Source organism: Mesorhizobium sp. YR577 (assembly GCF_900116595.1).
Classification (GTDB): domain Bacteria; phylum Pseudomonadota; class Alphaproteobacteria; order Rhizobiales; family Rhizobiaceae; genus Mesorhizobium_M.
This window is the reverse complement of record NZ_FPBI01000028.1, coordinates 1-12,339: the sequence shown is the minus strand read 5'-3', so window position 1 is coordinate 12,339 and position 12,339 is coordinate 1. Positions and strand designations below refer to the sequence as shown.

Annotated in this window: 11 protein-coding genes and 2 pseudogenes; 8 read left to right on the top strand and 5 right to left on the bottom strand. The window is 61.8% G+C overall.

Translation table 11 applies throughout. The features are described 5' to 3' along the window. Nucleotides 1–27 precede the first annotated feature (27 nt). From BM413_RS27660 to BM413_RS33820, 6 genes are all read left to right on the top strand, one after another. Nucleotides 28–1,623: an ABC transporter substrate-binding protein gene (locus tag BM413_RS27660; protein WP_091918078.1), complete on the top strand. Its 1,596-nt coding sequence runs from the start codon at nt 28–30 to the stop codon at nt 1,621–1,623. A gap of 168 nt (nt 1,624–1,791) precedes the next feature. Next, entirely contained in the window at nt 1,792–2,868 is a 1,077-nt protein-coding gene (locus BM413_RS27655) for a DUF917 domain-containing protein (RefSeq protein WP_091918077.1), read from the top strand. After that, the gene (locus BM413_RS27650) at nt 2,865–4,403 is read left to right on the top strand and encodes a hydantoinase/oxoprolinase N-terminal domain-containing protein (protein ID WP_091918076.1); all 1,539 of its coding nucleotides are present in this window, start codon (nt 2,865–2,867) and stop codon (nt 4,401–4,403) included. The genes BM413_RS27655 and BM413_RS27650 overlap by 4 nt, the downstream gene beginning before the upstream one ends. A 50-nt stretch (nt 4,404–4,453) precedes the next feature. Beyond that, nucleotides 4,454–5,398 (top strand): isoaspartyl peptidase/L-asparaginase family protein, encoded by a 945-nt coding sequence (locus BM413_RS27645; RefSeq protein WP_091918075.1) that lies wholly within the window; start codon nt 4,454–4,456, stop codon nt 5,396–5,398. A gap of 11 nt (nt 5,399–5,409) precedes the next feature. Then, nucleotides 5,410–6,453, top strand: a complete 1,044-nt coding sequence (locus BM413_RS27640; RefSeq protein WP_091918074.1) for a dipeptidase — start codon at nt 5,410–5,412, stop codon at nt 6,451–6,453. A gap of 193 nt (nt 6,454–6,646) precedes the next feature. Then, on the top strand, nt 6,647–6,856 hold the full coding sequence (locus tag BM413_RS33820; RefSeq protein WP_348272942.1) for a methyltransferase family protein: 210 nt from the start codon (nt 6,647–6,649) through the stop codon (nt 6,854–6,856). Nucleotides 6,857–7,061: 205 nt separating this feature from the next. Here the strand turns inward: BM413_RS33820 and BM413_RS33815 are convergent, their stop codons facing one another. Then, nucleotides 7,062–7,211 carry a hypothetical protein gene (locus tag BM413_RS33815; RefSeq protein WP_244538051.1) on the bottom strand — a complete coding sequence of 50 codons (150 nt, stop codon included), beginning with the start codon at nt 7,209–7,211 and terminating at the stop codon, nt 7,062–7,064. A gap of 38 nt (nt 7,212–7,249) precedes the next feature. Between BM413_RS33815 and BM413_RS33810 the strand changes: the two are divergent. Then, nucleotides 7,250–7,606 (top strand): annotated as a pseudogene (locus tag BM413_RS33810) (methyltransferase); the annotation flags it as partial. A gap of 354 nt (nt 7,607–7,960) precedes the next feature. Here the strand turns inward: BM413_RS33810 and BM413_RS27630 are convergent. The 4 genes and pseudogenes from BM413_RS27630 to BM413_RS27610 form a co-directional block, all read right to left on the bottom strand. Next, a pseudogene (locus BM413_RS27630) lies at nt 7,961–8,203 on the bottom strand (SMC-Scp complex subunit ScpB); the annotation flags it as partial. 570 nt (nt 8,204–8,773) lie between these two features. Beyond that, nucleotides 8,774–10,006, bottom strand: coding sequence for a type II toxin-antitoxin system HipA family toxin (locus tag BM413_RS27620; protein WP_091918072.1), 1,233 nt, complete (start codon nt 10,004–10,006; stop codon nt 8,774–8,776). Beyond that, a complete protein-coding gene (locus BM413_RS27615) occupies nt 10,006–10,383 on the bottom strand; it encodes a helix-turn-helix domain-containing protein (protein ID WP_091918071.1) in 378 nt (125 codons plus the stop codon). Before BM413_RS27615 ends, BM413_RS27620 begins: the two co-directional genes overlap by 1 nt. Before the next feature lie 345 nt (nt 10,384–10,728). Beyond that, the gene (locus tag BM413_RS27610) at nt 10,729–11,292 is read right to left on the bottom strand and encodes a TetR/AcrR family transcriptional regulator (RefSeq protein WP_091918070.1); all 564 of its coding nucleotides are present in this window, start codon (nt 11,290–11,292) and stop codon (nt 10,729–10,731) included. Nucleotides 11,293–11,400: 108 nt separating this feature from the next. On the opposite strand from BM413_RS27610, the gene BM413_RS27605 reads away from it, so the two are divergent. Next, nucleotides 11,401–12,189: an SDR family NAD(P)-dependent oxidoreductase gene (locus BM413_RS27605; protein WP_091918130.1), complete on the top strand. Its 789-nt coding sequence runs from the start codon at nt 11,401–11,403 to the stop codon at nt 12,187–12,189. Nucleotides 12,190–12,339 lie beyond the last annotated feature (150 nt).

The window sequence follows — 12,339 nt, the reverse complement described above, 5'->3', positions numbered from 1 at the left end:
ATTCCCGCATAACAGAGGAGAACTTGAATGAAGCTACGTTCCAACAATGCGCGACTTACAGCCCTTGCGCTCGGCACGGCAATGGCCCTGTCACTGACTTCAGGTGCAGCCAGGGCCGACGACAAAGTGTCGGTGATCGTCAACACGATGCAGATCTTCAGCTCGCTCGATCCGGCGAAGGTGACCGACTACACGGGCTACATGGCCATCGTGAACATGTATGACGGCCTGACGACGGTGAGCCCTTCGGGCGAGATCGTGCCGCATCTGGCGAAGTCGTGGGATATCTCGGACGATGGCCAGACCTACACCTTCCATCTGCGCGACGACGCGAAGTTCCAGGATGGCACGCCGGTCAAGGCTGCGGACCTCGTCTGGTCGATCCGACGCCTGCTCGGTATCAACAAGGGCCCGTCGAACCTGATCGTCGGCCTACTGCAGCCGGACAATGTCACCGCGCCTGACGATGCGACTGTCGTCATGAAGCTCGACCGTCAGTTCTCGCCTTTCATGGCTGTTACGCCGCTGATGATGGCGCTGAACGAGAAGCTGATCACGGCCAATGCCAAGCCCGATGACAAATGGGGTGAGGCCTATGTCGGCGAGCAATCTGCGGGCTCTGGGCCCTACAAGCTCGTCAGCTACAACCGCTCGGCCGACATGATCATCGACCGCAACCCCGACTACTTCCTCGGCTGGAACAAGGGCAAGCCGATCGACGAGGTGCGCTTCGTCCAGACAAGCGACGACGCCACGGTGAAGGCACTGGCCGACAAGGGCGAACTTGGCCTCTCCTCGCACGGACTGGGCAACGACACCTATGAATCGATCGGCAAGATGGCCGGCTACAAGCTCATCCAGGCCCGCACGGCGGGCGGCTTCGTGATCAAGCTGAACACCAAGGTCTATCCGACGGATGATGTTCATGTGCGTCGCGCCATTGCCTATGCGACGGACTACAAGACGATCCAGGAAGTGATCTATCCGGGCTTCGACATGAACGGGCCGCTGTCGACGGCCTTCAAGGATGCACACAACGGTGACATTCAGCCGGGTGTCTTTGATCTCGAAAAGGCCAAGGAAGAACTGGCGAAGTCCAAATATGCCGGGCAGGAGATCACTCTGGTGAACAGCTATGTCGCCTCGCTCGCCTTCGAGGCGGAAGTGGCCCTGCTGATGCAGGCCAATCTCGAGCAGATCGGCATCACGCTCGACATCAAGCCCGAGCCATGGAACCGCATCGTGGAACTGTCCTCGAAGCCCGAAACGACGCCTGCTTCGACACAGGTCAACATCTCGCCAACTTATCCCTCGCCGGATTCGATATTCTACAACCAATATCACTCCAAGGCATCGGGTACCTGGATGTCGATGGAATGGCTGCAGGATCCCGCAATCGACGCGCTTATCGACAAGACGCGCGCGACGACCGACGTCAGCGCGCAGAATGCCACCTACAAGGAGCTTCAAGCGAAGATATCCGACCTGCAGCCCGATGTGTGGGCCGTCTCGCCAAACCGTCGTTATGCGGCGAACAAATGCCTGCAGGGCTATGCGTTCGTCCCGATGCAAAGCTGGGACCTGAACTTCTCCAACTTCTGGTGGGACTGCAACGCGAACTGATCCTCGCGTCAGAACCATGAAACCCTGATCCCGGCGGGGTCGGGTCAGCGAGAGCAATTCCTGCAGAATCGCGTCGCGGTTTTGTGTCCGGAATTGCGTGCAAACAACAGATAGAGCGCTTCCGCGGTTCCGGTTTGAGCGGAAACGCTCTATTGCCGAAGGTGACGCATGCTTCAGGAATTCTCCGAAGAAAACATCGACCCGCTCGCCACCGGCGCGTGGATTCTGGGAACGGGCGGCGGTGGCAATCCCTATCTCTCGACGCTGAACCTGCGCCGGCTTTATGCCGAAGGCCGGCGCGTTCAGCTGATGGATCCGATGGCGCTGGACGACGACGACATGGTTGCGGTCGTCTCGAAGATGGGCGCGCCGCTGGTCGGCCAGGAGCGTCTGGGCAATCCAGCCCATCTCGCCCGCGCGGTCGAGGTGATGGAGGACTACCTGGGCAAACCCTTCCGCGCCATCATGAGTGTCGAGATCGGCGGCTCGAATGCGCTGTCGTCCTTTCTTGCCGCCGCCATGCTTGGCCGCCCGGTCGTCAACGCCGATGCCATGGGCCGCGCTTATCCCGAGGCGCAGATGACCTCATTTGCCATCGGCAACCTGCCGATGTTCCCGCTTTCGCTGGTCGATGTGCGTGACAACGAGGTGATCGTGACGCGCGCTGCCTCGTGGAAGTGGATGGAGCGTATCTCGCGCAAGGTCTGCACGGAGGTCGGTTCCACGGCCGCCACCTGCAAGGCGCCGCGCACCGGCCGCGAGGTGAAGGAATGGGGCATTCACTACACCGTCACCAAGGCGACCGAACTTGGCCGGGCCGTGATCGAGGCGCGCGCCCGCCACGCTGACCCGGTGCAGGTCGTCCTCGACCATGAGGGCGGCAAGCAGCTGTTCCGCGGCAAAGTGGTCGACGTCGCCCGCGAAACCACGGGCGGCTTCCTGCGGGGGCACGCAGCGATCGAGGGTATCGACGCCGACAAGGGCGCACGCATGGAACTCGCCTTCCAGAACGAATGGGCGATCGCTTTCCGCGATGGTCTGCCTGTCGCGATGACGCCAGACCTGCTCTGCCTGCTTGATACCATTTCAGGCAGCGCGATCGGTACGGAATCGGTGCGTTACGGCCAGCGCGTCACGGTCGTGGCACTGCCTGCGCCGAAAATCCTGACCTCTCCCGCCGGTATAGCGGCCGTCGGCCCCAGGGCTTTCGGTTATGACATTGACTTCAAATCGGTATTCCCATGAAACGCATCGGTATTGACGTTGGCGGCACCAATACGGATGCCGTCCTGATCGACGGCGAAAAAATTATTGCCTCGATCAAGGTTCCGACCACGCAGGACGTGATGTCGGGCGTGAAAGCGGCGCTTGGTCACGTCTCAGGCCATGTCGGGCCAGGTGCCCGCCCCATTGACGCGGTTATGATCGGCACGACGCACTTCACCAACGCCGTCGTCGAGCGCGCGCGCCTGGAGCGCGTCGCCGCAATCCGCATCGCGCTGCCCACGGGCGCGTCGCTGCCGCCGATGTGCGACTGGCCGGATGCTCTGCGCAGCGCAGTCGATCCGCTCGTCTTCATGGTGCATGGCGGCCATGAATATGATGGCAGTCCGCTTGTTCCGATGATCCCCGACGAGATCCGCGAAGCCGCGATTAAGATCCGCGATGCGGGCATCAGCTCGATCGCGATCTCGGCGGTGTTTTCGCCGCTGACCACCGAATGCGAGGTCAGGGCGGCAGAGATCGTCCGGTCCGTGATCCCGGACGCGAAGATCACGCTGTCGCATACGCTCGGCCGGATCGGGCTTCTGGAGCGAGAAAACGTCGCGCTTCTGAACGCGGCGCTGCAATCGCTCGGCAAGACGACGGTGCAGGCCTTCTCGGGCGCCCTTCGCGAGGCAGGCGTTACCGCGCCATTCTATCTGACGCAGAACGACGGCACGGTTGCCCTCGCCGATGTGGCGGCGGCGAACCCGGTGCACAGCTTTGCCTCCGGCCCGACAAACTCGATGCGCGGCGCGGCTTTCCTGACGGGGCTGACGGACGCGATGGTCGTCGATGTCGGCGGCACAACCTCGGATATCGGCTGCCTTGTCGGCGGTTTCCCGCGCGAGGCCAACAACATCGTTCATATCGGCGGCGTGCGCACATTGTTCCGCATGCCGGACCTGCTGCCGGTTGCCCTGGGCGGAGGCACGATCATCGATCCGGAAACCGGCACGATCGGTCCGCGCTCGGTAGGCTATCGCATCCTGACCGAAGCCCGCGTCTTTGGCGGCAGCACGCTGACCACTTCGGATGTCGCGGTCGCGGCGGGACTGATCGATATGGGCGACAAGGATCTTGTCAAAGGGCTCGATCCCGCTCTCGTCAAGGCGAGCCTTGCCCGCATCCGCGACATGGTCGCCGACAGCTTCGACCAGATGAAGACGTCCGCCGAGGACGTGCCGCTGATCGCGGTGGGCGGCGGCGCTTTCCTGATCCCCGAAAAGATTGCCGGGGCCTCGGAAGTGCTCCGCGTCGCGAATGCGGGCGTCGCGAATGCGCTGGGCGCGGCGATGGCACAGGTCTCGGGTGAGATCGATCAGGTGTTTTCGGGCCTGAGCCGCGACGAGGCGCTTGCAAGGGCCGAAGCCGAAGCGCAGGACGCTGCCGTCGAGTCGGGCGCCAACCGCGCCAGCCTCAAGACGCTCGAAGTCGAGGATATCCCGATCGCCTATCTGCCGGGCGGCGCACGGCGCGTGCGGGTGCGGGTGATCGGCGATATCGCGTTCAACTGACAAAATCCGCCCAGTCGTGATACCCGGGCGATGCCGGATCGGAGCAGGAAATGACGAAAATCGCACTGGCAATTCATGGCGGCTGCGGCGTGATGCCGGAAAACAGCATGACCCCGGAAGAATGGGAGGGTGCGCGGCATGATTTGGCGGCAGCGCTGCGAGCGGGCTATGCGGTGCTTAAGGCCGGCGGCCCCGCGCTTGATGCGGTTGAGGCTGCGGTCGTCGTGATGGAGGACAGCGCGCACTTCAATGCAGGCCACGGTGCTGCGCTCAACGAGCATGGCATACATGAACTGGATGCCTCGATCATGGATGGGGCAACACTCGAGGCGGGCGCGATTGGCACTTCGCGCGCGATCCGTAACCCGGTGAAGGCGGCGCGCGCGCTGATGGAAGATGGTAGCGCCGTCTTCCTGGTCGCCGACGCTGCCGACCGCTTCGCCGAGGCGAAGGGCCTCGCGGTCGAGCCGCAATCCTATTTCACCACGCAAAAGCGTGTCGAGGCCCTGGCGGCAATGAAGACACATGCGGCGGCAGGCACCGAGGGGACGGAGAACGAGAAGCATGGCACGGTCGGCGCGGTGGCGCTCGATGCGGCGGGGCATCTTGCTGCGGCGACCTCGACGGGCGGCTACAACAACAAGCCCGACGGGCGCGTCGGCGATAGTCCGGTGATCGGCGCCGGCACCTATGCGCGAGACGGCGTCTGCGCCGTGTCGGGCACCGGCAAGGGTGAGTACTTCATCCGCTATGTCGTGGGGCATGAAATCGCCTCCCGCGTTGCCTATCTGAAGCAGGACCTCGCGACCGCTGCGGACGGCGTCGTGAACCACGATCTTGCTCCCCATCACATCGGTGCGGGGCTGGTGGCGGTCGGTGCGGAAGGCGAGATCGCCGCGCCCTACAATACGCCGGGCATGTTCCGCGGCTGGGTGACGCCTGATGGCAAGGCTTTCGTCGCCACCCATGAGACGATCTACGAGGTGACGCTTTGACAGAAGAAAACATGACCGGGGACCTGGTCCGCGTTCCAGTGTTCGACGGGCACAACGATATCCTGGCGCGCCTGATGCACGAGGGGCGCGATGGCGCGGAGACGCGCTTCCTGAGCGGTCAGGAGCGTATGCATATCGACCTTCCCCGCGCGCGGCAAGGTGGACTGGCAGGCGGGCTTTGCGCCGTGTACGTTCCCTCGCCCGGGACGGGGCCGGATGCCAATGGCGATCTGCCGCGCGTCGAGCGCCAGTCGGCTCTCGATCAGACAATCGCGCAGGCGGCTCTCCTGCGTGGGATCGAGGCGCAATCGGAGGACGCGTTCACCGTCTGCCGCTCGGTCGGCGAAATCCGCGCTGCCATGGAGAACGACAGCTTTGCCGCGGTCTTACACATCGAGGGGATCGAGGCGGCAGGGCCGGATCTTGATCTCATCCACGTGCTCCATGCCGCTGGCCTGCGCACGCTCGGCCCGGTCTGGAGCCGCCCGAACATCTTCGCGCACGGCGTGCCCTTCCGCTTTGGCCATAGCCCGGACATCGGCCCGGGATTGACCGAGGCCGGGCGCGATCTGGTCCGGCTGTGCAACCGGCTGAAGATCATGGTGGACCTTTCGCATATGAACGACGCCGGCTTCTGGGATGTCGCGAAAATCTCGGATGCGCCGCTCGTTGCTTCGCATTCCAACGCCTTCGTGATCTGCCCGCATAGCCGCAACGCGACCGACAGGCAGCTCGATGCCATTCGCGACACAGGCGGATTGATCGGGCTGAACTTCGGCGTCAAATTCCTCCACCCCGAAGGCAAGGCTGATCCCGAGATGGATATTTCGGTCATGGTGCGCCACGTCGACTATCTGGTCGAACGGGTAGGTATCGACCATGTTGCGCTGGGTTCGGATTTCGACGGCACGTTGATCTCGAAGAAGATCGGAGATGCCTCCGGCCTGCCACGTCTGTTCGGTGCGCTGCGCATCGCAGGTTACAACGGCGAGGCACTGGCGAAGATCGCCCACAAAAACTGGCTTGCGGTACTGGAACGCAGCTGGGGCGCATGATGACGATAATCTCGAATGCGCACTCGCCCCATGCATCAGTATCCGGAGAATGGCTTTTGAGTGCCAAGCCGTGGGTACGACGCGCCGGCCGTCGATCTCGCCGACGCCCAGGTATCCCGGTTGCAATAGACTGGCAGGTTTCATCTCTAGCCAGTAGGTTAAAGCGGGGCGGGGGTGTCTAGGGAAGGATCTAATGGTTGCGTCGTATCCGTCCGCCGAGCTCATGCGCCTGGTCAATGGCTATCAGGTTTCCCAGGCAATCCACGTTGTCGCGACGCTCGGGATCGCGGACGTCCTGAAGGACGGGCCGCGAACAAGTGAAGATCTCGCCGCCGCGACGGACTCCCATCCTCGCTCACTCTATCGAGTCCTTCGCGCTCGCGGCCGTCGGGGTATTCCATGAAACTAACGACCAGCTTTTCTCTGACGCCTTTGGGCGAATGCCTTCGATCGGGCGCCTCCGATCCCGTGGGACCGTAGGCAGAGTTCTGCACAGCGTGCAGACCGGCGAGAAAGCCTTCTCCCACGTTCATGGGACCGATGTCTGGAACTATCGCGCGCAGCACTCCGAAGAGGGAGCGATCTTCGATCGCGCGATGACCGGAATATCACGTGGGATCGTCGAAGCCATCGTTTCGAGCTACGACTTTTCGTCTTTCAATCGGATCGTGGATATCGGTGGCGGTCAAGGGGCGGTGCTTGCTCAAGTTCTCGCAGCCCACCCCACCATGAGCGGCATTCTGTTCGATCAGCCGCATGTTGTTGTTCGCGCGGAACAGGTGCTGCAGGGGTCGCGGATAGATGCGAAGTGGTGGTGGGCAGCTTTTTTGAGGCAATCCCTGCCGGTGGCGATGCCTACATACTCAAAGCGATTCTGCACGACTGGGACGACGCCGAGTCGAGCGCGATCTTGAAAATCTGTCGACGCCCGATCAAGCCGGAAGCCAAGTTGCTGGTACTAGAGCGAGTGATCGCGCCGCCCAACGAGTTCTCAGATGCAAAATTCAGCGACCTCAACATGCTCGTGTCACCAGGCGGTCAGGAGCGCACGCGCGACGAGTTTGCCGCGCTCTTCGCCGTAGCAGGCTTCCGTCTGACGCGCGTTGTTCCGACCGGCACGAGGTTCAGCGTTGTAGAGGCGGTGCCAACCTAACTATGGATGCTTGAGCCTAGGAAACAACCGCGATTGGTGCCGTCTCAATGATTGGCGACGCCGTGGAATGACCCGCGCAGCGTTCGCGGATCGGGTTCCAGGATCCGTTCACTCAGCAGCAGCCGTGTGAGCCCATTACCTTGAGGCAGGTCCGCAGGGTGCGCACGACCGCTCGCCTCCTACTCCGGCAATCGTAGTACCTATCCTTTGCCTGGCTAGTCGGGCGACGGGCCGATTGCCGCCCAGGTGCCTCGGATGCGGCCGCGCCCCGCTTGCGCATATCCACAGTCACCGTGGATCGTGCGGTTAACGTCATCGTCATCTCCAGGCCTGATTCAGCCGTCGCCGAGCAGTGCGGATGACGTCGCCAAATTGCTTTGTGGTCCAATGCAGCCAGCCACCGGCGATGGAAACTAACTCGTAGGCTCGACCACGCAATTCCTCGCGAATATCGTCGATGATGAGGTCGAGCTTGCAGGTCTTGCCGACAATACGCGCCAGCACCTCTCGCGACACGGGTTTGGCCGCGGCAAAGATCACCGCCTCAACACACAAAATCCATTCGCGCCAGCGCAGATCGGGCGCCACGTGCTCCAGTTCTCTGTCGAACGCACGGTCATCTAACGAACGCTAAGTCCAAGGCAACTCCGCCATGCCTCGGCCGAAATGACGCGCAAATATCAACGTCGCCGCGATCGGTTTCGTCAATCTGACAAGGCCAGCGGCCTATGGAAGAAGCCCTCCCCTGCCTCCTACAATTCGGGCAGCGTGACGAACGGATCGATTGCTCGGACTCCCAGAGGTTCGAAATGCCGGAGGTTTCGAGTCAAAACCGTCAGCTTATGCACTTGAACTATGGCTGCGATAGCGACGTCTTCGAAACCCGGCTGATGAGCGCGAGCGGTATCTAAAATCTGGCCAGCCACATGAGCACATTGCAGGTCAAAACTCTGGTCCATCGACAACGAAAAGAAGTTGGCCACAGCATGCTCGCCGCTGGAATGGGCAAGTGCCGTGGGGTTGCGGATTGAGAAAGATCAGGCGGATTAGGGAATTATTGCGCATGTGAGATGCGTGATAATCAGAGCTAACACAGATCATGTTCTGGCTTTAACCAAATATGTCATATATGGCGATTTATCCGACGATATCGTTCATATATGGCGTTTAAATAGCCAGGGCTATCTCAGTCTGATCGTTGATGAAGGCCGATTCATATTGGCGGGCCAATGCCCCGGAGACGCCCACCTGTCGAAGCGCATCTCGCCATTCCACAGAAATGCGCTGCGCCGTCTCGCAGATCATCCTACGAGCGTCTTCTTCGTCGATCTCGAAAAACTCGCAGGCTTCCAGTGCCAGACGGATCGACCGGTCGTGCACGCCACCTTCCAGTATCGCCGTTTCGAGATGTGGACTGCGATCAGGCGCGGGGTTCACATCGAAAACCGGAGACAGCCGCCAGCGACCGGCTCCCACATAAAGAAAGCCGTGGTTCTTCAGGTGGTCGTCCTTATTCGATACAAGGATCGTGAAGATCAGGCGTAGGAAGAGTTCGCGGAAATCGGCCTGCGGATCAGCGGCCTTTGCCCGCATGAAGTCGATGATCTCCGTATAGGAACCGAGTTCTGTCCCGGTCTTGCCAACGGCAGTGCGAGCCGAGATGTAAGGAATACGTGCGGTCCCGCGCCGGTCGAACCGCTGGATCAGCGCGACCGGGAATGGCGTGGCGGCGAGTTCCAGCCTCACTTCCGGAGTGCGGATGCCACAGGCCCGGGCGAGGCGGAGCGTGGCAACCTCGACGCATTCGATCGGTTGCTGGTCGTGGACCGATGTGAACTTGGCAAGCCAGAGCGTCTCGCCGTCCCGGACATTGGCCTTGGGACGTGCGCCGCCGGAACCGCCCGCGCCGGCGAGCGCCTGCATCTCTTGGGCGGAAATCTCCTTGCCCTGCTCATAGGCCCGCGCGATGGCGGTGAGCGCTTCCAGATCGACCAGGCGTGGCACGGCATCGACCGCGCCACCCCGGATGATCTGCCCTGTATCGTCGAGAAACCGTAGAGCCCCCTGCCGGCAAGTGTCATCGGACAGCGTCAAATACTCGAACTCGGAAAGGCCGTTGCCATAGGTGCGTTCGAGAAGCCTGCGGCCCCAACTATCCGGCGCTGCGTCGGCGAAGACACCCGCCAGTGCGTCGCGCACGTTTCTGGACTGGCCGGATGTGTGAAATGGCCCAGCTTCAAGGGGAAGGGTCGGCTGCACGGCAAAGGCGCGGGGATTGTCGATCCAGGCAGGATCATAGGCAAAGGTCGAGAACTGGCGCGGCCCAGCCTGCGTGAAACGCAGTTGACCAACAGGTGTCAGACTCTCACCGAGAACGACATGGGCGTTGAAGTCGGGCATCAAAATGGTGTACCCTCCGGATCGATGACATCCGGATCATCCTGTGCCGTCTTACCCTTCGCCTTCTGCCTGCGCAGTGTGGTCGCAAAAGACCGCCCGCGACGCGGCTGGCGTTCGGTGGTCAACGCCAGACCCAGATCGTCCTTGCGGATGTCGATCAGGTCGGCCAGCCGGTCGACCAGACCAAGCACGACCAGGATATCTGCGAGCGTGCCGATCCCGACACCGGGATCCCCCTTTTCAAGACGTGCTACGGTGCTTGGTGACGTGCCCGCGCGTACCGCCAGATCGGCGACGGCGATGCCGCGCCGCAAACGAGCGCCGCGGACGTCGTGTCCAAGCCTTTCGAGGGCGGACTTTGATTTCGGCGATCCCATTACAATTATCCAAATACGATACTTATATTCCCGTATTATTCCATATATGACTAGTTGCTTAATTCAACAAGTGCGTTTGGCAGCGGAGCCCGCTGGCTATCCACTGACACGGCTCAGATTCAAACGCGCCGTATTGTCCCGTACCTTGTCGAGGCGAAGGCAGCGGGCGGGGAGCATCGGCACCGCCGTTCATCGCATCCCTTTGCTACCGGCCTAGTGTTTAGTCTCGACAGTCGGGCAGAACGTTTCCTCTCCCATTAGCTCTTTCGATCACGATTCGCCGTGCGGTAGACATCGTGATCTCCAGACCGGATTCGGGCGTCGTTGGGCACAAGACAGAGCCACCTAGCTGGCTGGCACTTGGCTGATCCCAACATCGACCCAGGCACGTGTCTGTTCCAGCACTTCATCCGAAAGCGCTGGATCATCGATCGCCCGGGCGAGGATCACGGCTCCCACCATCGCCGCCCAGGTTCCGACCGCCGCGCGGCGTCTGCCCGCCGGGCTCATCTCCGGCAGCGATGCGCTGATGCGGTCGATCTGCGATCGAAGGCCTTCCGTCATGGCTGAGCGCGCAGCCGGGTTCTGATGGCGGATGGCCGCGGCAAGCCCAGCTGTCGGGCAACCACCCGCGGCGTTATCGCGATGGCGGGGCGCAAGATAGGCATCCACATAAGCGCGAAAGTCACCCCCTCCGCCTGAGTCTGCGGAGAGGACATGGGTGAGGGTCTGCGCTATCAGGTCGTCCTTGGAGTCGAAATGGCCATAGAAGCCGCCATGGGTGAGGCCGGCGGCTTTCATCACCTCCGCCACGCTGACCGCATCGAACCCCTTGTCGCGGAACAGCCGGCTGGCCTCATCCAGAATCCGGCAACGGTTCTCCGCCATCTGTTCTCGACTGACTTTCATTTCAAAATACTCCGCCGGGACCATTGACAATCATGATGGTTATCATATTTGACATCAATCATGATGGTTATCATGAATATAGGTTTCATCAAAGAAGAGAACAATCCCATGGCCACCATTCCGTCAGTCCTCATCACCGGCGCCTCCACCGGCATCGGTGCCACCTATGCCGAGCGCTTTGCCCGCCGCGGCCACGACCTGGTGCTGGTCGCTCGCGACAAGGGACGCATGGAGACGCTCGCGGCCCGTCTCCGCAACGAAAGCGGCGTGGCGATCGATATCATCCAGGCAGATCTTACGCAGCCTGCCGAGCTTGCAACGGTAGAGACGCGGCTGCGCGACGACGCTCGCATCGGAATCCTCGTCAACAATGCCGGTACGGCCATCGGAGGAAGCTTCATCGAGCAGAGCACCGATAACGTAGCGCGGCTCGTTGCGCTCAACACGACCGCACTTCTGCGGCTTGCCAGCGCCATCGCCCCGCGACTTGCGAAGGCGGGCGAAGGGGCGATCGTCAATATCGGCTCCGTGGTCGGCCTGGCGCCGGAGTTCGGCATGACGGTCTACGGCGCGACCAAGGCCTTCGTGCTGTTCCTGTCGCAGGGGCTCAGCCTCGAGCTCGGACCGAAGGGCGTTTACGTCCAGGCCGTGCTTCCCGCCACGACGAGAACCGAGATATGGGAACGCGCCGGTGCCGACGTCAACACGCTCTCCAACGTGATGGAGGTGGAAGATCTGGTGGATGCCGCGCTGGTCGGCTTCGACCGCCGCGAACCGGTGACCATCCCGCCGCTTCCCGATGCCGGGCAGTGGGAGGCGCTTCAGGCCGCCCGCCAGGCCATGCTTCCGAACTATGGCAACCAGCATCCAGCCGAGCGGTACCGCACGGTCGTCTGAACATCGGTAAATTTCGATAACTGATCCCGCTGCGGCGGCGACAACATAGGTGAAACATGACCAACCCTACGCTGTTCGAGCCCTACATCCTGGGCTCACTCACCCTTTCCAATCGCATCGTCATGGCGCCCCTGACGCGCAATCGTGCCG